Here is a 20,051-nt window from a genome sequence, read left to right on the forward strand (position 1 = left end):
CGAAGGCGGCAGGGGGGCCCGGACGTGGAACGAGAGCCAGAACCTATGGCCCCATCCGTTTCCCCGGCCCGGTCCGGGGCACTCCGGCCAGTACGCGGTGCTGTGGCGAACGGCGCCCCCGGCGAGCGGAAGGAGCGGCGATGCGAGCGTTGACCTGGCAGGGACGGCGGGACGTGCGGGTGGAGACGGTGCCCGATCCACGGATCGAGGAGCCGACCGACATCATCGTCCGCATCACCTCCTCGGGGATCTGCGGCTCCGACCTCCACCTCTACGAGACCTTGGGGCCCTTCCTCGATCCCGGCGACATCCTCGGCCACGAGCCGATGGGTGTCGTGGAGGAGACCGGGAGCGCCGTGACGGCCGTGAAGCCCGGTGACCGGGTGGTGGTGCCGTTCAACGTCTCCTGCGGCGACTGCTTCATGTGCGACCAGGGCCTCCAGTCGCAGTGCGAGACGACGCAGGTCACCGAGTACGGCACGGGCGCCTCGCTGTTCGGCTACACCAAGCTGTACGGCCAGGTGCCCGGCGGGCAGGCCGAGTACCTGCGCGTCCCGTTCGGGAACACGCTGCCGGTGAAGGTCGAGCACGGTCCCCCCGACGACCGCTTCGTCTACCTCTCCGACGTGCTGCCCACGGCGTGGCAGGCGGTGGAGTACGCCTCGGTGCCCCAGGACGGCACCGTGGTCGTCCTCGGCCTCGGGCCGATCGGCGACATGGCCGCGCGGATCGCGCTCCACCGGGGCGCGGGCCGGGTGATCGGTGTGGACCTGGTGCCGGAGCGGCTCAACCGGGCCGCCGCGCGCGGCGTGATCCCGCTCGACCTGCGGAAGTACGGCAAGGACCTGCCGGAGGCGGTGCGCGAGCACACCGACGGACGGGGCGCGGACGCGGTGATCGACGCGGTCGGCATGGAGGCGCACGGTTCGTCGGCGGGTAAGGCCGCCCAGTGGGCGGTGGGGCTGCTGCCCGACGCGGTGGCACAACCGCTGATGGAGCGCGCGGGCGTGGACCGGCTCTCCGCCCTGCACATGGCGATGCGGCTGGTCCGCCGGGGCGGCACGGTCTCGATCTCCGGCGTCTACGGCGGCGCGCTCGACCCGATGCCGCTGCTGTCCATGTTCGACCGGCAGATCCAGCTCCGGATGGGCCAGGCCAACGTCCTGCGGTGGGTGCCGGAGATCCTGCCGCTCCTCAACGACGAGGACGTGCTCGGCGTCGACCATTTCGCCACCCACGCGGTGCCGCTGGAGGACGCCCCGAAGGCGTACGCGATGTTCCAGGAGAAGGCCGACGGCATGGTGAAGACCCTGCTCAAGCCCTGACAAGGACGGGCTCCCAGAGCCGGACACGCCGGTGCCCCGGCCGCGCGAGGCGGCCGGGGCACCGGTGCTGTGGTCAGCGGCTGACCGGACGGGTGGTTCAGCGGCGGTGGTACTCGGCCTCGGCCTCGAAGCCGGCGGCGTCGTAGTCCCCGACGAAGATGTCGCCGACCTTGACCACGGTGCCGGAGGCCTTCCAGCCCTCGACCTCGAACTCGGCGCCGGTGCCGCCACCGGCGGCGGCGGCGGGGGAGGCGGCGAGGAAGGCGGCGGCGCCGACACCGGCCAGGGTGATCGCGATACGACGGATCATGGAACGCTCCACTTCTACGTAAGGGATGCACTGAGCGTCACGTACGCTAATCGTTCCCGCACGCAGGGTGAGGAACCGTTCGGCGCGGCGCGCGCGGGTTCCCTCGCTCGGGCGAGCGTTCCGGTCCGGTCGGTGCGGGCGTCCGGTGCACGCGTCTTGGCAGCTGAGCGTGGGTGCCCAACACTGAGGTGATGACGCAGCGTGTGGAGCTCGCGACCGTTCTGGACCGCCTCGCCGTGGACGCCCTGGTGACCGAGTACGCCCGCGCTGTCGCGGGCGGGGACCCGGAGGTCTGCCGTCCGCTCTGTGTGCCGGGGGCGGTGCTGGACGATCCGGTGCTGGACGCGCGGGAGGGAGCGGAGGGGCGGGCCGTGCCCCGGCAGCGCGGGTCGGACAAGGGGCCCCGGCCCTACCAGCACCTGATCGTGAACCGGAAGGTCACCTTCGAGCGCCGCGAGGGCGAGGTGGGCGACCTGGCCGTGGTGGACGCCGACTTCGTGACCCCCATGCGGAGCAACGGGCCCGGCCGGATCGCCGACACCGTGCGGGGCGGCCGGTACCGCATCCGGGGCGTGCGCACCGCCGAGGGCTGGCGGCTCAGCGAGGTGGTCGCCGAGGAGGTGTGGCAGGGCGGGGCCCCGCCGGCGGGCGGGAACTGACCTGGCGCTCCGGGGAGCTGCCCGCAGACTGGAACTCCCCGCTCGTGCTGTGGCCTGAGGGGTGAGCCAGGTGGTGGAGAGAGCGACATCCGGTGGTCCCCGCTCGCTCTGGTGGCGCGGGCTCGCCGCGCTGCTGGCCGGAGCGCTGCCCGCGCCCGTCTTCCCCGCCCCCGGCTGGTGGTGGTGGGCGCCGTTCTGCCTGGTCCCCTGGCTGCTGCTGCTCCGGAGCGCGCCGAGCGCGCGGCGGGCGGCGCTCGACGGCTGGCTCGGCGGGCTCGGCTTCATGCTGGCCGTCCACCACTGGCTGATGCCGAGCCTGCACGTCTTCACGCTGGCCCTCGCCGCGCTGCTCGGACTGGCCTGGGCGCCCTGGGGATCACTGGTCAGAGCGCTGCTCACCGGCCCGGGCACGGCGTGGCGCGCGGTGTCGGCGCCCGCGGGCGTGGCGTCGGGGTGGCTGGTGATCGAACTGGTGCGGTCGTGGCAGGGGCTGGGCGGACCGTGGGGGCTGCTGGGCGCCAGCCAGTGGCAGGTGGGCCCGGCGCTGCGGCTCTTCTCGGTCGGCGGGGTGTGGCTGGTGAGCCTGCTCCTGGTGGCGGTCAACACGGCTCTGGTCGTGGTGGCGACCTGCTCGCGCGCCCGGCGGGCCGCCGTCGCGGCCGGGGCGGTGGTGGCGGCGGCCGCCGCCGGTGGCGCGCTGTGGGCCCCGCGCCCGGAGACCGCCGAGCGGGCGGTACGGGTGGCCGTGGTGCAGCCGGGCGTGATCACTGGGGCGGCCCAGCGGTTCGACCGCCAGGAGCGGCTGACGGCGGAGCTGGCGGGGCGGGGGGCGGAGCTGGTCGTCTGGGGTGAGAGTTCGGTCGGTTTCGACCTCACCGCCCGGCCCGACCTGGCGGACCGGCTGGCGGCCCTGTCCCGGCGCACCGGCGCGCAACTGCTGGTCAACGTCGACGCCCGCCGGCACGGCCGCCCCGGCATCTCCAAGACCTCGGTGCTGGTCGGCCCGTCGGGTCCGGTACCGCCCCGCTACGACAAGATGCGGCTGGTGCCCTTCGGCGAGTACGTCCCGGCGCGGCCTCTGCTGGGCTGGGCCACCTCGGTGGGCCGTGCGGCGGGCGAGGACCGGCATCCGGGGGACCGCCAGGTGCTGATGGAGAGCCCGGGAGGTCTGCGCGTAGGCCCGCTGGTCTGCTTCGAGACGGCCTTCCCGGACCTGAGCCGGCGACTGGCGCGGGCGGGCGCGGGGCTGCTGGTGGCCCAGTCCGCGACGTCGACGTTCCAGGAGAGCTGGGCGCCCGGGCAGCACGCCTCGCTGGCGGCGGTCCGCGCGGCGGAGTCGGGCCGCCCCGTCGTCCACGCGACGCTCACCGGGGTGAGCGCGGTCTTCGACGCCTCGGGCCGCCCGGTCGGCCCGCGCCTCGGCACGGAGCTGAGCACCACCGGGCTCTACCGGGTCCACCCGGCCGCCGGTTCCACCGCCTACGTCCGGTTCGGCGACTGGGCGGTGTACGCGGCGGTGGGGTGGCTGGTGGTGCTGGGCGGGGTGGCCGTGGGCCGCCGGGTCAGGGGGCGTGCGGGACTTTGAAGACGCCCCCTGGAGAACGCGCTCACACCGCCCCGGCCGCCTCCTCCGCCTCGCGCACCACCCGCTCGCACAGCTCGTGGGTCTCCAGTGCGTCCCGCGCGTCGATCCTCTCCCCGGCGCGGACCGCGTCGAGGAAGGCCAGGGCGGACTGCTCGATGCCGCGCTGGCGAGGGACGGGCACCCAGTCGCCCCGGCGGCGCAGGCTGGGCTGGCCCTTGTGGTCGACGATGTCGGAGATGTTGACGACCTGGCGTTTGCTGTCCTGGCCGGAGACCTCCAGGACCTCCTCGGTGGAGCCGCTGAGGCGGTTCATCACTCCGAGCGCGGTGAAGCCGTCCCCGCCGAGCTGGAGGACCACGTGGTGCAGGAGCCCGTCGGCCACCCGGACCCGGATGCTCACGTCGTCCACCGGACCGGGAACCAGGAAGCGCAGGGTGTCGACCACGTGGATGAAGTCGTCGAAGACGAAGCTCCGCGCGCGCTCCGGGAGTCCGACCCTGTTCTTCTGGAGGACGATCAGGTCGCGGGGGTGCTCCAGGCACTGGAGGTAGGCGGGCGCGTGCCGCCGGTTGAAGCCGACGGCCAGCGGGACGCCGCGCCGCTCGGCCTGGGCGACGAGCCGTTCGGAGGCGGCGTAGTCGTAGGCGAGCGGTTTGTCGACAAAGGTGGGAACCCCGGCCTCGATCAGCCTGCTGACCAGCGACTCGTGGACCTCGGTCGGCGCGTGCACGAAGGCCGCGTCGGGCCGGGCCGCCAGCAGGGCGTCCAGATCCCGGTGGCACCGCTCCTCGGGCAGGTGGTACGCGGCCGCGGTACGGGCCAGCGTGGCCGGGGTGCGGGTCTGGAGGTGGAGTTCGACGTCCGGCTGGGCGGTCAGCACCGGCAGGTAGGCCTTCTGCGCGATGTCCCCGAGCCCGATGCAGCCGACCTTCATGTACCGCTCCCCGCGTCCCGGCCGCGGCGGCCCTCCGGACGGGCGCCGCGCGCGGGGGCAGCATACGTGCGCTCCGGCGGCCGCCAGTCGGTGATCCCCGCGAAGGAGCGCAGGACGAGGTCGGGGCCGAGCCGGCTGACGGTGGCGACCAGCGCGTCGCGCAGCCGCACCGCGACCGCCGGGCGCAGCGTGGTGAGCGCCCCGGCCTTGGCGGCCCGCGCGACGACGGCGCTGGTACGGGGCAGCCGGTCGGCGCTGTAGGCGGCGAGGCCGGGGCCCGGCGGGGTGCCCGGGGCGAGGTGGTGGGCGAGGACCACCCCGTCCTCGATCGCCTGGTTGCCGCCCTGGCCGAGGCTGGGGGCCATGGCGTGGGCGGCGTCCCCGAGGAGGGCGACCCGGCCGCGGTGGAAGGCGGGGAGCGGCTGCCGCATGTGCCGGACGTCGTGGCGGAGGACGCCGTCGGGCTCGGCCGCCGCCAGGAGGGCGGGCACGGGGTGGTGCCAGTCGCCGAAGCGGCGCAGCAGTTCGGCGCGTTCGCCGTCAGGGGCGTGGCCGCCTTCGGGGGTGGCGGCGGCCGCGTAGGCGTAGACGGTGCCGTCGTGCAGGAGGTGGCTGCCCCAGAGGGCGCCGCGGCCCCAGGTCTCGTGGGGCGGGAAGGGGTCGGCGGGCGCGGGGACCACGAGCCGCCAGGTGGTGAACCCGGCGTAGACGGGCCCCGGGTGGCCGGGGAAGAGGTGGCGCCGGGTGGCGGAGCCGATGCCGTCGGCGGCGACGACGAGGTCGGCGGTGAGCTCCCCGGCAGCCGTACGGACCCGGGCCGGGCGGCGCGGGTCGTCGGCGGCGCCGGGGTCGACCACCTCGGCGGCCGCGTCGACGCGCACCACGTCCTCCGCCAGCCGGGCGCGGAGCAGCCCGATCAGGGTCGCCCGGTGGAGCAGGACCAGGCTGTCGCCGTACCGCTCCCCCGCCTCCTCGCTGCTGGTGCGGGCCAGCCAGCGCCCGTCGGGGGCGCGCAGGCCGCCCGCGCCCTGCCAGGCGGCCAGCTCACGGACGGCGTCGCCGACGCCGACCCGGTCGAGAGCGCGCTGGCCGTTCGGCGCGAGGGAGATGGCGGCGCCGACCGGTTCCAGGGAGGCGGACCGCTCCAGGACGGTGACGTCCCAGCCGCGGTCGGCGAGCCCCGCCGCCGCGGTGAGGCCGCCGATCCCGGCGCCGATGACGAGTGCGCGGCGGCCCGGCTCGCCGGGGGCGGGGGCCGGATTCTGGGTGGGCGCGGTTCCGGGGTCGGTCTCCATGGCGCTCGCCTTTCGCAGCGGGGCGGTGGTGGGCGGGGTCCGGGCGTCCCGCGCGGGACGCCGTCACTACGCCTGTAGTGACCCACATCTCGACCGTACTACACCCGTAGTGCCATAGGTAGGATGGCCCCATGCCTTCTCGCCCCACCCGCCGCGACACCGCTTCCGGCACCACCAGGGAGGCTTCGGCAACCGCCCGTGCCGACCGGATCGGCGACGCCGCGCTGGCCCTCCTCGCCGAGCGTGGCCTGCGGGGTCTGACCCACCGCGCGGTGGACGAGGCGGCCGGGCTCCCCCAGGGATCGACCTCCAACCACGCGAGGACCCGGCTCGCCCTGCTCCGGACGGTGGTGCGCCGCCAGGCGGAGCGCGAGGCCGCCCTCCTCACCCCGCCGGCCGGCCCGGGCACGACTGCCGGCGGTCCGGGCGAACTGACCGAGGCCCTGGCCCACGCCCTCCACCAGTACCTGACGGACCACCGGCCGCTCCTCGTCGCCCGCTATGAACTGGCCCTGGAGGCGACCCGCCGCCCGGAGCTGCGGGAGGTCTACGACCGGGCGGGCCAAGGCTTCCGCGAGCCCATGGTGGCCCTGATGCGCGCCCTCGGCTCCGCCGACCCGGAACGCCACACGCTCTCCCTGATCGCCTGGTGCGACGGGCTGATGTTCACCTGCATCGCGGGCTCGTACCACGCCTCGGTGCCGGAGCTCGCCGAACTCCGGCGCGGCTTCGCCGAGTTGTTCGCGGGGATGGGGCTGCCGGGGTTCGCCGGGGCGGAGCCCGGCCCGGCGGCGGGCGCCGTGCGCCCCGACGCCGGGCAGTAGGAGCGGCCCCGCGCGCCCACGCGTCGCCGGCCCGGGGGCGCGTCGGCCCTGACCGGGGATCTGGGCGCCACTCCCGGCGCCCGCGTCGCCGCCGGAACCTGCGGCGCGGGCCACTCCTTCAGCAGTAGGCGGAGCGGCACCGCGACGGCGGAGAGGGCGCAGAGGGCGGCGGCCCGCCAGAGGGCGGTGCCGAAGCCGTGGGCCTGGGTGGCCGGGGTGCGGGCGGCGCCGGTGGCGTACTGGACGACGGCGGCGCTCGCGACGGTGCCCACCGAGCCGCCGAGCTGCTGGGCGACGCGGGGGACGACGCTCGCGTGGGGGGTCTGCTCGCGCCCCAGGCCGACGCTTCCCCCCCTCGTCCGCTGACACCGGCACGGGCCGCTCAGGCGCAGAGAGGCGGGGCAGGCCCGCCTCTCGCGGCACCCCCGCGCCCCACGGGTCACCCGTGCGGGCCATCCTGCGGCCGGGAGCCGTCCCGGGCCGCCGCGATGAGCCAGAGTGACGCACGTGCATCGAACCAGAACCGCCGCCGCGCTCCTCGCCACCGTGGCGCTCTCGGCAGTCTCCGGCTGCGTCACCGTGGACCGCGCCCCCGGGACCGGCTCACCCTCCGGCCGCTCCCCCGCCGCCGCACCCCCGGCCGAGGAGAACGCCGAGCCGCAGATCGGGCAGTCACCCGCCCGCGAGGCGCTGCGCAGAGTCGGCGACGACCCCTCCGCCGAGCCGGCGCCCCCGCCGCGCCCCCAGCCGTCGAAGGCGGCTCCCCCGCCCCGGCCCAAGGCTCCCCTCCCAAACCCCCCGCACCCGGACCCGGCTCCCGCCACGCCCGCCGTCCCCCGCGCCCAGCTCCCGGCGCCGAACCCTCCGGCCGACGCGGATGTCTGCGCCCTGGGGCGGCAGTACGGCAAGTGGCCGTCGGGCAGCCCCCAGTCGCGGATCTGCGACGACGCCTACGGAGGCTGACCGGCCCGGGCGCGGCGGACGTACGGAGCCGGCCGCGGCCCGGCGCTCAGACTCCCCCCGCGTCCCCCTCGGCCCGGGGACGCCCCACCGGCCCGGGAGTCCCGTCGGCGGGCCCGCCTGCCACGCCCAGCTCGCGCTCCAGCCTTTCGATGCCGCCGAGCACCAGCCGCCCGTAACCGTCGTCCGCGAGGGCGTCGACGCGGGCGCGGGCCCGGCGCAGGTGGTCGCGTGCGGTGTCGGGGCGGCCGAGTTTGGCGTAGTCGGCGGCGAGGTTGAGGTGGAGGGAGGGGTAGAAGCCGCGGACCGCCGGCGAGGTGTGGCGGGCGGAGACGCGGTCGTCGGCGAGCCCGTCGGCGGCCTGCAGCGCGAGCAGGTCCCAGCGGAGCTCCTCGGCCGGGTCCTGCTGGGTGTCGGCCATGTAGTGCGCGAGGGTGCAGCGGTGGAGGGGATCGCCGTCGGGGCCGATCTCCTCCCAGAGGGCGGCGAACCGCTCCTGGGCCTCCTCCCGGTCCCCCGCGTGCTGCAACATGGCGACCTGCCCGATCCGGGTCATCATCGGGTCCTCGGCCGTCTGCCCCTGCTGTTCCGCCACCGCGTCCTCCGTCGTCTCGTCGGGCGGCCGCCCCGGCAACGCGACGGCCGCCTCCGACGCTAGCGGCCGCCACCGACATTCCCGGTACGCCACCAAGGGGGCTCGGCCGCACAGCGGTGTCCTGGGCACCGGCCGGGTGGACACCGCGGGGCCGACCGGGCGGCACGAGCCGTACGGCGTACCCTCCGCGCCGCCCGGCCTGGGCACTACACCTAGAGCCCGAGGTCAGGGATGCGCCAGTCGATCGGCTCGTGGCCCTGGTGGGCCACGGCCTTGTCTATCTGGGTGAAGGGGCGCGAGCCGAAGAACTTCCTGGCCGAGAGCGGGGAGGGGTGGGCGCCCTTGACGACGGCGTGCCGTTCGGTGTCGATCAGCGGGAGTTTCTTCTGGGCGTAGTTCCCCCAGAGGACGAAGACCGCCGGGTCGGGGCGGTCGGAGACGGCGCGGATCACCGCGTCGGTGAACTTCTCCCACCCCTTGCCCTTGTGGGAGTTGGCCTCGGAGGCGCGGACGGTGAGCACCGCGTTGAGCAGGAGGACGCCCTGGCGGGCCCAGGGCATCAGGTAGCCGTTGTCCGGGACCGGGTGGCCCAGCTCGTCGCGCATCTCCTTGTAGATGTTGCGCAGCGAGGGCGGAATCTTCACGCCCGGGCGCACCGAGAAGCACAGGCCGTGGCCCTGGCCCTCGCCGTGGTACGGGTCCTGCCCGAGGACGAGGACCTTGACGCGGTCGAAGGGGGTGGCCTCCAGGGCGGCGAAGACCTGGTCGCGCGGCGGGTAGACGGGCCCGCGGGCGCGCTCCTCCTCGACGAAGTCCATCAGCTCCTGGAAGTACGGCTTCTGCGGTTCCTCGCCGAGGACCTCGCGCCAGGACTCGGGGAGCGGGGCGGTGTCGGTCACGTGGACAACCCTCCGGTGGTGCGGTCACGTCTCGGACGAGAACCTACCGGCGCCGACCGACAGCCCTCCCGGCCGCCCCCGCGGCCCCTCCTCTGGGACCGCCCGAGGGCCGGGCGGTCCCAGAGGAGGGGCCGTCCGCCGCTACCAGCTCTGCTTACGGCTCAGCTCCCACATCATCATGATCGCCGAGGGGTCGAGGGCGCGTTCGGCACCGGCGATCTCCTCGCTGGCGGCGATGTACTGCTTGCCCTGCCACAGCGGCAGCAGCCGGGCGTCCTCCAGCAAGATCGACTGGGCCTTCTCGAACTGCGGGGCGACGGCTCCCCGGTCGCTCTCCCGGCGCGACTGCGGCAGCAGGTCGTCGGTGATCTCCTTGGCGAGGTACGGCGTGCTCAGCGCGTTGTTCTCCCCGACGAACGGGGCGATGAAGTTGTCCGCGTCGGGGAAGTCGGGGAACCAGCCGCGGCCGAAGACGGGGTACTCACCCTTGCGGTAGCCCGGTTCGAAGGTCTTCCACGGGCGGCCCTTGATCGTCACGTCGAACAGGCCGGAGCCGTCGAGCTGCCGCTTCAGCTCCTGGAACTCCTTCTGGGTGGCCGAGCCGTACCGGTCGGTGGTGTACCAGAGCGTCAGGGGAACGGTCTCGGTGATCCCGGCCTGGGTGAGGATCTGCTCGGCCTTGGCGTTGTCCGGCTTGCCGAAGCGGTCGAAGAAGCTGGTGGCGTGCCCGGCGAGGCCGCGCGGGACCATCGAGTAGAGCGGCTCCACGGTGTCCCGGTAGACCTTGTGGGCTATCGCGCCCCGGTCGACCACCTGGGCGACGGCCTTGCGGACGGCCGGGTTCTTGGCCCATTGGTCCTTCGGGTTGAAGACGAGGTAGCGGATCTCGGTGCCGGCCACCTCGACGAGCTGGATGCCCGCCTTGCGGTTCTCCCCGTTGAGGGCGACGACATCCTCGGCGGCGAGGCCGCGGAAGGTGATGTCGATCTCCTCCTTCTTCAGCGCCTCCACCATGGCCCCGGACTCCTTGAAGTACCGGATGGACACCGCGCCGTTGCCGAGCTTCGCCGGGCCCTTGTAGGTGGCGTTCTTGACCAGGTCGGCGTGGTCCTCGGCCTTGTACTCCTCCAGCGTGTACGGCCCCGAGCCGACCACGCCGGTGCTCTCCCGGAGCTGGTCGGCCGGGTAGGCGGCCGGGGAGACGATCGACATGGCCGGGGTGGAGAGGACGAACGGGAAGGTGGCGTCCGACTTGTTCAGGTAGAACGTCACGGTCCGCTCGTTCTTCGCCTCCACCCGGTCGAGGCTGCCGAGCAGGCCGGCGGGGCCGCGCTTGTCGTTGATGGCGACGATGCGGTCCACGGAGTGCTTGACCGCGTCGGCGTCGAGCTTCGAGCCGTCGGAGAAGGCGAGGCCCTCGCGGAGCGTGCACTCGTACGCCTTGTTCCGGGTGTCGACGAAGCGGCAGCTCTCGGCGGCGTCCGGTTCCGGTTCGGTGGCCCCCGGCGGGAAGTTCACGAGGGTCTGGAAGACGTTCCGGTAAAGCTCCCAGGAGCCGTCCCACGCGGCGGCCGGGTCAAGGGTGGTGGGGGCACTCATGGTGCCCACCACGATCTCCTGCTCCTCCTCCGTGCTGTCGGACGACACCAGGCCGCAGCCCGCCAGCAGGGATGTGGACGCAACGGCCGCCACCACACGCAGACGTCGATTCCGGTTGAACACGCGCTCGCTCCTCGATCGGCCATGCCAAGGGGGGGGTTGGCGCACCTTACCGCAGCTCCCCGCCGGTCCAAGTGCCAGGACCGGCGGGGGACTTGATGCGTCAAACGTCCCGTGCGCGGGGCTTCGTCAGCCGACGCCCGCATTCAGGAAGATGCCTCCGTCGACCACCAGCGTCTGACCGGTGACCCACGCCGACTGCTCGGAGGTGAGGAAGGCGGCGACCCCGCCGATGTCGGAGGGCACCCCGAGCCGGCCCAGCGGGTAGGAGGCCGCGGCCTCCTCCTCGCGCCCCTCGTAGAGGGCCTGGGCGAACTTGGTCTTCACCACGGCCGGGGCGATGGAGTTGACCCGCACCTTGGGCGCGAACTCGTGGGCGAGCTGGAGGCTGAGGTTGACCATGGCGGCCTTGCTCATGCCGTACGCACCGATGAACGGCGAGGCGGAGACCCCGGCGACGGAGGCGATGTTGACGATCGCCCCGCCGTTCTCCCGCTGCCAGGCCTTGAAGGTCTGCTGGGCGAAGCCGAGCGCCGAGATCACGTTGGTCTCGAAGACCTTGCGCGCCACGTTCAGGTCGAGGTCGGCGATGGGGCCGAAGACCGGGTTGGTCCCGGCGTTGTTGACCAGGTAGTCGACGCGCCCGAACGCCTCCATGGTCCGGGCCACGGCGGCCGCCTGGTGCTCGGTGTCGTGGGCCTTGCCCGCGACGCCGATGACCCGGTCGGCGCCGAGGCGCTCCACGGCTTCCTTCAGGGTGTCCTCGGTACGGCCGGTGATGCAGACCCGGTCGCCCCGGGCCACCATCGCCTCGGCCACGCCGTAGCCGATGCCCCGGCTGGCGCCGGTGATGAGCGCGACCTTGCCGCTGTCCTGCACAGTCATGTTCGTCGTCCGTTCTCTGCGGCGGGGGTCAGTTGAGCGGGCCGCCGGCCACGTACAGGACCTGGCCGGAGACGAAGCCGGCCGCGTCGCCGGTGAAGAAGGCGATGGCGTTGGCGATGTCGTCGGGAGTGCCGACGCGCTGGACGGGGATCTGGGTGGCGGCCGCCGCCTGGAAGTCGTCGAAGCCCATGCCGACCCGCTCGGCTGTGGCGGCGGTCATGTCGGTGGCGATGAAGCCGGGGGCGACGGAGTTGGCGGTGACGCCGAACTTGCCGAGCTCCTTGGCGAGGGTCTTGGTCAGCCCCTGGAGGCCGGCCTTGGCGGCGGAGTAGTTGATCTGGCCGCGGTTGCCGAGGGCGGAGGAGCTGGAGAGGTTGACGATCCGGCCGAACTTGGCGTCGACCATGTGCTTCTGGACGGCGCGGCTCATCAGGAAGGCGCCCCGCAGGTGGACGTTCATGACGGTGTCCCAGTCGGACGCGCTCATCTTGAAGAGCAGGTTGTCGCGGAGGACACCGGCGTTGTTGACCAGGATGGTGGGCGCGCCCAGCTCGGCGGCGATGCGGTCGATCGCCGCCTGGACCTGGGCCTCGTCGGAGACGTCGCAGCCGACGGCCATCGCGCGGCCCCCGGCGGCGGTGATCTGCTCGACGGTGTCCTTGCAGGCGGCCTCGTCGAGGTCGATGACGGCGACGGCACGGCCCTCGGCGGCCAGCCGCACGGCGGTGGCGGCGCCGATGCCGCGGGCGGCCCCGGTCACGACGGCGACGCGCTGCTCGGTGGTGGACATGCTGGTTCTCCTCGTCCTGGAAATCCTGGAAGCCGTGGGATGCGGCCCGGGCGACGGCGTCACGGGGTGAGCGACCGCTTAGTACCTTCTCCCGCCGTGACGCTAGAAGCCCTGGCACCCGGTGTCAACGGCACGCGGAGAGCCGGACGAGGATCACAGCACGAGCTGTTCGAGCAGCCGGTCCGCCTCCGCCTCGGGGTCGGCGGTGAGCCCGGTGTGCACCGGTCCGGGCTGGACGACGGTGGAGCGCGGCGCGATGAGCCAGCGGAAGCGCCGCCCGGCGTCGTCCGCCGCGGCCTGTCCGGCCGCCTCGCCGCCCGCGCAGACCCGCTCGACGGCGGCGAGGGCGGCCCGTACGCCGGTGGTGTCGGCGGCCGGGTCGAGGGCGGCGAGCCGCGCCTCGTCGAGGTGGGTGCGGGCGACGACCACGCCCCGGGCGCGGCAGTAGACGACCACCCCGGCGTTGATCAGCTCACCGCGCTCGACGCGCGGCACGACGCGCAGCGTGGCGTACTCGAAGACGTCCTGGCCGGTGGTCACGGGCGGGGCTCCTCACCGGTGGCGGGGACGCGCCAGCCGTAGGGCGGTCCGGCGGGGGCGAGGCCGGAGGGGAGGGTGAGACGGCCGAGGAGGCCCTCGGCGCGGGCCAGCAGCGTGTCGGCGTACGCGCGGCGGACGGCGTCCGGGGTCTCGAACCCGGGCTCGTCGGCCAGCCAGACGTCGGGGATGTCGGAGGTGACGCGGGCCAGCAGCTCCGGGGTCACCCGTGGACGCAGCTCGGCGTCGGCGGCGGCGACCTCGGGGGCGGAGGTGAAGGGGGCGAGGACGTGGCCGGCGCCGTCGTAGGGGCGTAGGGCGGCCTTCTCGGCGGTGGGCCAGTTGTGGTGCCAGATCATGGTGGCGCCGTGGTCGATGAGCCAGAGATCGCCGTGCCGGACCAGCAGGTTGGGGTTGCGCCAGGAGCGGTCGACGTTGCCCACCAGGGCGTCGAACCAGAGGATGCGGGCCGCCTCGTCGGGGCGCGCGGTGTGGGCGAGCGGGTCGTGGCCGAGGGCCCCGCTGAGGTAGGCCATGCCGAGGTTGAGGCCGCCGCTGGACTTGAGGAGGGCCTGCACCTCCTCGTCGGGTTCGCCGAGTCCGAGGACCGGATCGAGCCGGAGCGCCACCAGTTCGGGGACGCGCAGGCCGAGAGCGCGGGCGAGCTGCCCGCAGACGACCTCGGCGACCAGCGTCTTGCGGCCCTGTCCTGCGCCGCTGAACTTGAGGACGTAGGGGGCGCGGACGCCGTCCCGTTCCGCCTCGACCAGACCGGGGAGGGACCCGCCCTCACGCAGCGGCGTGATGTAGCGGGTCGTGGAGACTTCGGTGAGCATGCGCCCACATTACGTGCGGTCCCGGCGCCCCTCAGGGGGTGCCGGGCGAGGCGGCGCACCGCCGCAATGCCCCGCGTCCGGGACCGGGTCCGGGAGAATGGAGGCTCCGCCGGAGCCGGTCCGGCGGCCGGGGCCGGCGCGTGCGCCGCCCGGGACGGTCCGAGGCGACGGAGTGTCATGGATACGGCGAATGGTTCGGGCGGGACGGCGACACGGCGGTGTTTCGTGGCGGCGGTGTCGGGGGCGGGGCTGGCGGGTGCGCTGGCCGCGTGCGGCGGCGGGGGGACGGACGGTGACGAGCCGTCTCCCGGGAAGGAGCTGGGCTCCACCTCGCAGATCCCGGTGGGCGGGGGCAAGGTCTTCGCCGACGACAAGGTGGTGGTGACCCAGCCGGAGAAGGGCGAGTTCAAGGCGTTCAGCGCGGTCTGCACCCATGCCCAGTGCCTGGTCTCGGGCGTCAAGGACGCCACCATCACCTGCGACTGCCACGGGAGCCGCTTCTCGGCCGACGACGGTTCGGTGCGCAACCCTCCGGCCACCAAGGCCCTGCCCGAGGTGGGGATCGAGGTGGACGGCGACCGCATCCGGCTCGCCTGACCGGGCCGGGCCGCGCCCGCCCTGCCGGGATGCGGCCTCCCGCCGCCGGGGGGCGAGGGCGCGGACCGGCCCGGGGGTGTCCAGTTCGCCGATCCGCACCGGCGGCCGGGCCAGGGGTGGGGGTCAGCAGCAGGTCGTACCGGCCGTGGAAGTCGGCGAGTTGCCTGCTGTAGGTGTTCCAGCGCTGGTGGCAGGCGAAGTAGCGCGGTGCCGGCAGGGAGCGCCCGGCGGCGGCCAGCAGATGGGTGTCGAGTTCGAAGGCGTCCGGTCCGGCGCCGGTGGCCTGGCGTTTCTCGTCCACGGTCTGGGCGAGTTGGGTGGTCCACATGGCGAGGAAGTCGAGGGCGAGCCGGTGCTGGTCGATCTCCGGCTCGGCCGGCTCGGCCTCGTGCCCGAGATGGGTCAGGAGGGCCGCGGTCGCCGTTGCGCACCGGCAGGGTGCGCAGGCCCTCGGGGACGGGGTCGCGGCCGATCGGGGCGCGACGCAGACGCCGAGTCCGGCGGCGACCAGGGCGAGTTGGGTGTGACCCTCGCCCGCGCGGTGCGTCGTGCGCGGTTCGATGCCCTGGGCCCGCAGGGTGAACATCAGCCACTCGTGGCAGAACTCGCCCCCCGCCCAGGTGATCCAGTCGTCCTCGGTCAGCTCCGCCGGCTCGACCGCCTCCCGCCCGGCGAGCGGATGGCCGGCCGGCACGGCCACGTCGGCCGGGTCGTCCAGCAGCGGGGCCTTGACCAGTCCGGCGGGAGCGGGAGCGGCTTGTTGTACCAGTCGAGGACCACCGCGAGGTCGACGTCGCCGCGCACCACGGCACGGACGCCCTCCTCGGGTTCCGGCTCGCGGGAGCCCACGCGCAGCGCGGGATGGGCGGCGCGCAGCGTGGCCAGATCCACGCGGCCGGCCGCTCCGGCTCAGTCGTAGCGCAGGCCGGGCCCCGGGCGGACGGCCTCGGCCACCGCGTCGGCGAGCGGTTCGAGGTCGCCCGGCGCCAGCGGGGAGACGGTGATCCGCACCCCGGGCGGCGCGTCCAGCCGGAACCGCGCGCCGGGGGCGACGCCCCAGCCGGCGTGGAGCAGCGCGACCACCGCGTGGGTCTCGTCCGGTACGGGCACCCAGACGTTGAGCCCTCCGGCGCCGCGCGCCGCCGCCCCGCGCGCCGCCAGCGCCCGGATCAGTGCCTCGCGCCGCTCGTCGTAGCCACGGGCGACCTCCGCGAGGTCGGGGGTGCCCGCCCGCCAGAGCGCCGCGACGGCCCGCTGGAGCAGCAGGCTGACCCAGCCGGGTCCCAGGCGCTGGCGCCCCCGGAGCCGGTCGAGGGTGACCGGGTCCCCTGTCACCACCGCGACCCGCAGGTCCGGGCCGTACGCCTTGGCCACCGAGCGGACGAACGCCCAGTGGGTGGTGGTCCCGGCCAGCGGATGCGGCGGCGGCCCCACGATGCCGTGCCCGTGGTCGTCCTCGACCAGGAGCACCTCGGGCCGCGCGGCGAGCAGTTCCCGCAGCTCCCGGGCGCGCGCGGCGGAGACGGCCCCGCCGGTCGGATTCTGCGCGCGACAGGTCAGGACGACCGCCCGCGCCCCCTCCTCCAGCGCCCGCCGCACCTCCCCGGGCAGCGGCCCCTCGTCATCCACCGCGACCGGCAGCGGCCGCAGCCCGAGCGCCGGCACGAGGTCCAGGAGGCTTCCCCAGCCGGGATCCTCCACCGCGAGGGCGTCGCCGGGGCGCAGGTGGGCGGCGAGGACGCGTTCGATGGCGTCGAGCGAGCCCGAGGTGGCGGCGAGCGGCCCGTCGGGGACCCCGTCGGCGTCGAAGGCGGCGCGCGCCAGCCGGGCGAACCCGGGGTCGAGCGGCTCCTGCCCGTAGAGGACCGGCCCCGCGTCGGCGGCGCGGGCGGCCTCGGCGAAGGCGGGTGCGAGGGCGGGGAGCAGCCGCGGGTCGGGGTCGCCGGTCGAGAGGTCGCGGGCGCCCTGCGGCACCGGGATCCGGATCTGGTCGCGGGGCGTGGAGACCGGGCGGGCCCGCACCCGGCTGCCGCGCCGCCCGGCCGTCTCGATCACCCCGCGCTCCCGCAGCAGGCGGTAGGCGGCCGCGACGGTGTTCGGGTTGACTCCGAGGTGGTCGGCCAACTCCCGCAGCGGCGGCAGGTGATGACCCGGGGCGAGGGCGCCGGTGGCCACACCCCGCTCCACGCTGGCGGAAATCTCTGCGGCGCGCCGCCCGGTGATCCGATACTCTCCTAGCACAAACCAGATTATGCACTAGTGCAATGGAGCCCGCCATGGCCACGCCGCAGGAATCCCCGCGCACCCGGGACGAGCGCAGCGAGAGCACCCCCAGTGACCAGACCCCGGCCGGGGGCGCGTACGTCCCGACGCCGCGCACCGTCCCGACCCGCTCGCGCGAACGCGCCTCCTACGACCGGGCGGCGGTCCACGCGATCCTCGACGAGGGCGCCGTCTGCCACCTGGGGTTCGTCCGCGACGGCGCGCCGGTCGTCCTGCCGACCCTGTACACGCGGATCGGCGAGAGCCTGTACGTGCACGGCTCCACCGGCTCTCCCCCGCTGCGCTCCGCGGGCGGCGAGGAAGGGCTGCCGGTCTGCGTGACCGTCACCCACCTCGACGCTCTGGTGCTGGCCAGGTCCGCCTTCAACCACTCGCTCAACTACCGGTCGGTGGTGGCTCTCGGCACCGCCTACCAGGTGACCGACCCGGCCGAGAAGGCCGCGGCTCTCGACGCGCTGGTCGAGCAGGTGGTGCCGGGCCGCGCCGCCGACTGCCGGCCCGCCGACGCCAAGGAACTGGCCGCCACCGCCGTGCTCCGCCTCGAACTCGCCGAGGTCTCCGCCAAGTCGCGCACCGGCGACCCCGGCGACGACCTCGAGGACATGACGCTGCCCCACTGGGCCGGGCTGGTCCCGGTCGAGACCCGGTACGGGGCTCCGGTGCGGGCCGGCGACCTCGACGCCGAGGTCCCGCTGCCCGGTTACCTCGCCTCGTCGGGCTGAGCGCGGGCCGGGGCGGCGCCTCGAAGGGCGCCGCCCCGGTGTGCGTCAGGCGGCCTCGGCCGGCCGCCGCGCGGCGGAGGAGCCCCGTGTCTCCGCCACAGCCAGGCCGACCACCGCCACCAGCATGAGGAGCGTCCCGAGCACCGTCGCCGCGGTCAGTTCCTCACCGAGCAGGACCACCGCGATGGCGGCGGCGCCGACCGGCTCCAGCAGCATGATCACGGAGACGGTCGCCGACCGGACCACGGCCGCCCCGGCGAAGTACAGCGCGTAGGCGAGGGCACTCGGTACGGCGGCGACGTACACCAGCAGCCAGACCACCCGCACCGGGTCGGCCGTCTGCGGCAGCAGCCCTTCGAGGAGGCCGAACGGCAGGAGGACGAGGGCGCCCACGGCGAAGGCCCAGGTGGTGGTGGAGAGGGGGTCGGCGTCGCCGTCCCGGCCCCAGAAGCGGGTCAGCAGGGTGATGGAGGCGTACCCGGCGGCCGCGATCACGCCGAACGCGATCCCCCAGGGCCGTACGGTCGCCCCCTCGCCGCCGAGGACCAGGACGCCCAGGCCGAGCAGGGCCCCGCCGACGGCCAGGGCGCCGCCGAGGCCGAGCCGCTCCCCGAGCAGCAGCCGGGCGCCGAGCGCGATCAGCACGGGTCCGGAACCGAGGGTCACGACGGTGCCGACGGCCAGCCCGGTCTCCTGCACCGCGGCGAAGTACGCCGTCTGGAAGACCGTCAGGCCGACACCGGTGGCGAGCACCCGGCGGACCTTGCGGCCCAGCGGTTCGGCGGGCCGCGGCGCCCTCCGGCCGAGTCGCAGGGCGTGCACGCCGAGGAGCAGGGCGAGGCCGCCGACGTAGCGCCAGAAGGAGAGGGAGACGGGGCCGATGTCGCTGGCGCGGTAGAGCAGGGAGGCGGCGGCGCCGGCCGTCCCCCAGGCCGCGCCGGCGACGACGAGGTAGAAGAGGCCGCGGCCCACGGGCAGGCCGACGGCAGAGGGGTGGGACAAGGTGTTCTCCGCAGGTGGTGTGAAGCGAACGGTTCACGTCTGCGGGCAGCACTCGCCGACCCGGCCACCGGCCGGGCTACGACGCGCGGGGGCCCGCCTCAGGCGGCGGGCGGCGGAAGGACGAGTGCATGGGGCATGGACCGCACTCTAGGCATGATCACGGGAGGCGGACAACTCCCCTTCGGCATCCCTGGCCCCGGCCGGCCGGGAGGCCGCGACCGGTCCCGCCGACGGAGGGGCCGGGGTGGACGACTGGGCGATGAACGCCCCGAGCAGGACCACCGCTCCCCCGGCGATCTGCGGCAGCGACAGGTGCTCGCCGAGCAGCACCCAGGCGAGCACGGTGGCCACCACCGCCTCCAGACATGCCACGACCCCCGCGACGGCCGGCGACAGTCGCCGCACCGACAGCACCCCGGTGACGTAGGCGAGGACGGTGGCGAGCAGCACGATCCAGCCGAGCAGCAGGAAGGCGGCGACCGGCGTCCCGTCCATCCGCGCCGTCCCGGCGAGCACGCTCCACTCCATCGACCAGGGCCGGGCGATCACGGTGAGCACCGCCGTCCCGACGATCAGGCCGTACGCGATGACGCCGAGCGGGTGCGGTGCCTCGTCGCCCGCGTCGCCGCCCTGGTCGGAGAGGACGAAGTAGCCGACCTGGCAGCAGGCGGCGCCGAGCGCCAGCAGCAGGCCGATCGCGTCGAAGCGGAGCCCGGCCCACACCTCGACCACGCAGGCGAGCCCGCCGACCGCGAGAACCACACCGAAGGCGGCGGCCCGGGTCACCGGCCGCCGCTGCACGAACCGCACCCAGCCGAGGACCAGCGCGGGCGCCAGGTACTCGACCAGCAGGGCCACGCCGACCGGGATGCGGGAGATGGCGGCGAAGTAGCAGGCCTGTACGCCCGCCACGGCCAGCAGGCCGAAGCCGAGCAGCAACGCCGGACGCCTGCGGGGCAGATCGCGGTGGACCCAGGCGAGCGGCAGCATGACCAGGGCGGCACCCGCCACCCTCAGCCAGACGACGTGGAGCGGGTCGAGACCCGCCTCGATGAGCGGTTTGGCGGCGACACCGGAGCCGCCGAAGGCGAGCGCGGAGACCAGCGCGAGGCCGAGCCCCGCCCCACGGCCGCCGAACGGTCGGCGGGAGGCCAGAGGGGCGTGGGCCGCGAGGGCGGGGGAAGCGGAGGAGGCTGACACGGGCACATCATGACAGCCGAGATCAGGGGCGTCACCCCGTGGCGCTCCTTACCGTTCCCCGCGGGGCCTTGGCCCCCGCACGCCCGTCGGCGCC

General features: G+C 74.8%; 20 protein-coding genes and 1 pseudogene. 7 read left to right on the forward strand and 14 right to left on the reverse strand.

Annotated elements, in window-relative coordinates; translation table 11 throughout:
• Positions 1 to 140 precede the first annotated feature (140 nt).
• Entirely contained in the window at positions 141 to 1,325 is a 1,185-nt protein-coding gene (locus ACFWMZ_RS02440) for a zinc-dependent alcohol dehydrogenase (protein WP_383199206.1), read from the forward strand.
• Between the two features lie 97 nt (positions 1,326 to 1,422).
• On the opposite strand, the gene ACFWMZ_RS02445 is transcribed toward ACFWMZ_RS02440, so the two are convergent.
• Positions 1,423 to 1,635, reverse strand: a complete 213-nt coding sequence (locus ACFWMZ_RS02445) for a hypothetical protein (RefSeq protein ID WP_383170641.1) — start codon at positions 1,633 to 1,635, stop codon at positions 1,423 to 1,425.
• 191 nt (positions 1,636 to 1,826) lie between these two features.
• Here ACFWMZ_RS02445 and ACFWMZ_RS02450 point away from each other — a divergent pair, with 191 nt between their 5' ends.
• Together ACFWMZ_RS02450 and lnt are read left to right on the forward strand one after the other, a co-directional pair.
• Positions 1,827 to 2,294, forward strand: a complete 468-nt coding sequence (locus tag ACFWMZ_RS02450; RefSeq protein WP_383199208.1) for a nuclear transport factor 2 family protein — start codon at positions 1,827 to 1,829, stop codon at positions 2,292 to 2,294.
• Between the two features lie 73 nt (positions 2,295 to 2,367).
• The gene (gene lnt / locus ACFWMZ_RS02455) at positions 2,368 to 3,879 is read left to right on the forward strand and encodes an apolipoprotein N-acyltransferase (RefSeq protein WP_383199210.1); all 1,512 of its coding nucleotides are present in this window, start codon (positions 2,368 to 2,370) and stop codon (positions 3,877 to 3,879) included.
• Between the two features lie 22 nt (positions 3,880 to 3,901).
• Here lnt and ACFWMZ_RS02460 read toward each other — a convergent pair whose 3' ends face one another.
• Complete coding sequence (locus ACFWMZ_RS02460) at positions 3,902 to 4,813, reverse strand: Gfo/Idh/MocA family protein (RefSeq protein WP_383170635.1); 912 nt, start codon at positions 4,811 to 4,813, stop codon at positions 3,902 to 3,904.
• Positions 4,810 to 6,108, reverse strand: a complete 1,299-nt coding sequence (locus tag ACFWMZ_RS02465) for an FAD-dependent oxidoreductase (RefSeq protein WP_383199212.1) — start codon at positions 6,106 to 6,108, stop codon at positions 4,810 to 4,812. The genes ACFWMZ_RS02460 and ACFWMZ_RS02465 overlap by 4 nt, the downstream gene beginning before the upstream one ends.
• A gap of 131 nt (positions 6,109 to 6,239) precedes the next feature.
• Between ACFWMZ_RS02465 and ACFWMZ_RS02470 the strand changes: the two genes are divergently transcribed.
• Positions 6,240 to 6,932, forward strand: a complete 693-nt coding sequence (locus ACFWMZ_RS02470; protein ID WP_383199214.1) for a TetR/AcrR family transcriptional regulator — start codon at positions 6,240 to 6,242, stop codon at positions 6,930 to 6,932.
• A 507-nt stretch (positions 6,933 to 7,439) separates the two neighbouring features.
• Positions 7,440 to 7,895: a hypothetical protein gene (locus ACFWMZ_RS02475; RefSeq protein ID WP_383199216.1), complete on the forward strand. Its 456-nt coding sequence runs from the start codon at positions 7,440 to 7,442 to the stop codon at positions 7,893 to 7,895.
• Between the two features lie 46 nt (positions 7,896 to 7,941).
• On the opposite strand, the gene ACFWMZ_RS02480 is transcribed toward ACFWMZ_RS02475, so the two are convergent.
• The 7 genes from ACFWMZ_RS02480 to ACFWMZ_RS02510 all read right to left on the reverse strand — a co-directional run bounded on the left by ACFWMZ_RS02480 (position 7,942) and on the right by ACFWMZ_RS02510 (position 14,153).
• Positions 7,942 to 8,487 (reverse strand): hypothetical protein, encoded by a 546-nt coding sequence (locus tag ACFWMZ_RS02480; RefSeq protein ID WP_383170624.1) that lies wholly within the window; start codon positions 8,485 to 8,487, stop codon positions 7,942 to 7,944.
• A gap of 212 nt (positions 8,488 to 8,699) precedes the next feature.
• Complete coding sequence (ung, locus tag ACFWMZ_RS02485; protein ID WP_383199218.1) at positions 8,700 to 9,386, reverse strand: uracil-DNA glycosylase; 687 nt, start codon at positions 9,384 to 9,386, stop codon at positions 8,700 to 8,702.
• Between the two features lie 141 nt (positions 9,387 to 9,527).
• A complete protein-coding gene (locus ACFWMZ_RS02490; protein ID WP_383170618.1) occupies positions 9,528 to 11,108 on the reverse strand; it encodes an ABC transporter substrate-binding protein in 1,581 nt (526 codons plus the stop codon).
• 126 nt (positions 11,109 to 11,234) lie between these two features.
• Positions 11,235 to 11,990, reverse strand: a complete 756-nt coding sequence (locus tag ACFWMZ_RS02495; protein ID WP_383170616.1) for an SDR family oxidoreductase — start codon at positions 11,988 to 11,990, stop codon at positions 11,235 to 11,237.
• Positions 11,991 to 12,018: 28 nt separating this feature from the next.
• Positions 12,019 to 12,780: a 3-oxoacyl-ACP reductase FabG gene (gene fabG / locus ACFWMZ_RS02500; protein WP_383199220.1), complete on the reverse strand. Its 762-nt coding sequence runs from the start codon at positions 12,778 to 12,780 to the stop codon at positions 12,019 to 12,021.
• A 153-nt stretch (positions 12,781 to 12,933) separates the two neighbouring features.
• Complete coding sequence (locus ACFWMZ_RS02505; RefSeq protein WP_383170610.1) at positions 12,934 to 13,320, reverse strand: DUF3037 domain-containing protein; 387 nt, start codon at positions 13,318 to 13,320, stop codon at positions 12,934 to 12,936.
• Positions 13,317 to 14,153 carry a HipA family kinase gene (locus ACFWMZ_RS02510; protein WP_383170608.1) on the reverse strand — a complete coding sequence of 279 codons (837 nt, stop codon included), beginning with the start codon at positions 14,151 to 14,153 and terminating at the stop codon, positions 13,317 to 13,319. Before ACFWMZ_RS02510 ends, ACFWMZ_RS02505 begins: the two co-directional genes overlap by 4 nt.
• A 177-nt stretch (positions 14,154 to 14,330) precedes the next feature.
• Here ACFWMZ_RS02510 and ACFWMZ_RS02515 point away from each other — a divergent pair, with 177 nt between their 5' ends.
• Entirely contained in the window at positions 14,331 to 14,750 is a 420-nt protein-coding gene (locus ACFWMZ_RS02515; RefSeq protein ID WP_383199222.1) for a Rieske (2Fe-2S) protein, read from the forward strand.
• A 413-nt stretch (positions 14,751 to 15,163) separates the two neighbouring features.
• Here ACFWMZ_RS02515 and ACFWMZ_RS02520 read toward each other — a convergent pair.
• Together ACFWMZ_RS02520 and ACFWMZ_RS02525 are read right to left on the reverse strand one after the other, a co-directional pair.
• Positions 15,164 to 15,635: pseudogene (locus ACFWMZ_RS02520) on the reverse strand (LysR substrate-binding domain-containing protein); the annotation flags it as partial.
• 24 nt (positions 15,636 to 15,659) lie between these two features.
• Positions 15,660 to 16,991: an aminotransferase class I/II-fold pyridoxal phosphate-dependent enzyme gene (locus tag ACFWMZ_RS02525; protein ID WP_383170602.1), complete on the reverse strand. Its 1,332-nt coding sequence runs from the start codon at positions 16,989 to 16,991 to the stop codon at positions 15,660 to 15,662.
• A gap of 35 nt (positions 16,992 to 17,026) precedes the next feature.
• Here ACFWMZ_RS02525 and ACFWMZ_RS02530 point away from each other — a divergent pair, with 35 nt between their 5' ends.
• A complete protein-coding gene (locus tag ACFWMZ_RS02530) occupies positions 17,027 to 17,755 on the forward strand; it encodes a pyridoxamine 5'-phosphate oxidase family protein (protein WP_383199224.1) in 729 nt (242 codons plus the stop codon).
• Positions 17,756 to 17,800: 45 nt separating this feature from the next.
• Here ACFWMZ_RS02530 and ACFWMZ_RS02535 read toward each other — a convergent pair whose 3' ends face one another.
• Together ACFWMZ_RS02535 and ACFWMZ_RS02540 are read right to left on the reverse strand one after the other, a co-directional pair.
• Entirely contained in the window at positions 17,801 to 18,757 is a 957-nt protein-coding gene (locus ACFWMZ_RS02535; protein WP_383199226.1) for a DMT family transporter, read from the reverse strand.
• 147 nt (positions 18,758 to 18,904) lie between these two features.
• Positions 18,905 to 19,912, reverse strand: coding sequence for a DMT family transporter (locus ACFWMZ_RS02540; RefSeq protein WP_383199249.1), 1,008 nt, complete (start codon positions 19,910 to 19,912; stop codon positions 18,905 to 18,907).
• Positions 19,913 to 20,051 lie beyond the last annotated feature (139 nt).

Origin of the sequence: Streptomyces sp. NPDC058373 (assembly GCF_042723275.1) — a bacterium.
Lineage (GTDB): Bacteria > Actinomycetota > Actinomycetes > Streptomycetales > Streptomycetaceae > Streptomyces.

Excerpts from the sequence above, each read along its gene's own strand:
- ACFWMZ_RS02440 (WP_383199206.1), top strand. The coding sequence starts at position 141 with ATGCGAGCGTTGACCTGGCAGGGACGGCGGGACGTGCGGGTGGAGACG.
- ACFWMZ_RS02445 (WP_383170641.1), bottom strand. The coding sequence starts at position 1,635 with ATGATCCGTCGTATCGCGATCACCCTGGCCGGTGTCGGCGCCGCCGCC.
- ACFWMZ_RS02450 (WP_383199208.1), top strand. The coding sequence starts at position 1,827 with ATGACGCAGCGTGTGGAGCTCGCGACCGTTCTGGACCGCCTCGCCGTG.
- ACFWMZ_RS02460 (WP_383170635.1), bottom strand. The coding sequence starts at position 4,813 with ATGAAGGTCGGCTGCATCGGGCTCGGGGACATCGCGCAGAAGGCCTAC.
- ACFWMZ_RS02465 (WP_383199212.1), bottom strand. The coding sequence starts at position 6,108 with ATGGAGACCGACCCCGGAACCGCGCCCACCCAGAATCCGGCCCCCGCC.
- ACFWMZ_RS02470 (WP_383199214.1), top strand. The coding sequence starts at position 6,240 with ATGCCTTCTCGCCCCACCCGCCGCGACACCGCTTCCGGCACCACCAGG.
- ACFWMZ_RS02495 (WP_383170616.1), bottom strand. The coding sequence starts at position 11,990 with ATGACTGTGCAGGACAGCGGCAAGGTCGCGCTCATCACCGGCGCCAGC.
- fabG (WP_383199220.1), bottom strand. The coding sequence starts at position 12,780 with ATGTCCACCACCGAGCAGCGCGTCGCCGTCGTGACCGGGGCCGCCCGC.
- ACFWMZ_RS02510 (WP_383170608.1), bottom strand. The coding sequence starts at position 14,153 with ATGCTCACCGAAGTCTCCACGACCCGCTACATCACGCCGCTGCGTGAG.
- ACFWMZ_RS02515 (WP_383199222.1), top strand. The coding sequence starts at position 14,331 with ATGGATACGGCGAATGGTTCGGGCGGGACGGCGACACGGCGGTGTTTC.
- ACFWMZ_RS02530 (WP_383199224.1), top strand. The coding sequence starts at position 17,027 with ATGGCCACGCCGCAGGAATCCCCGCGCACCCGGGACGAGCGCAGCGAG.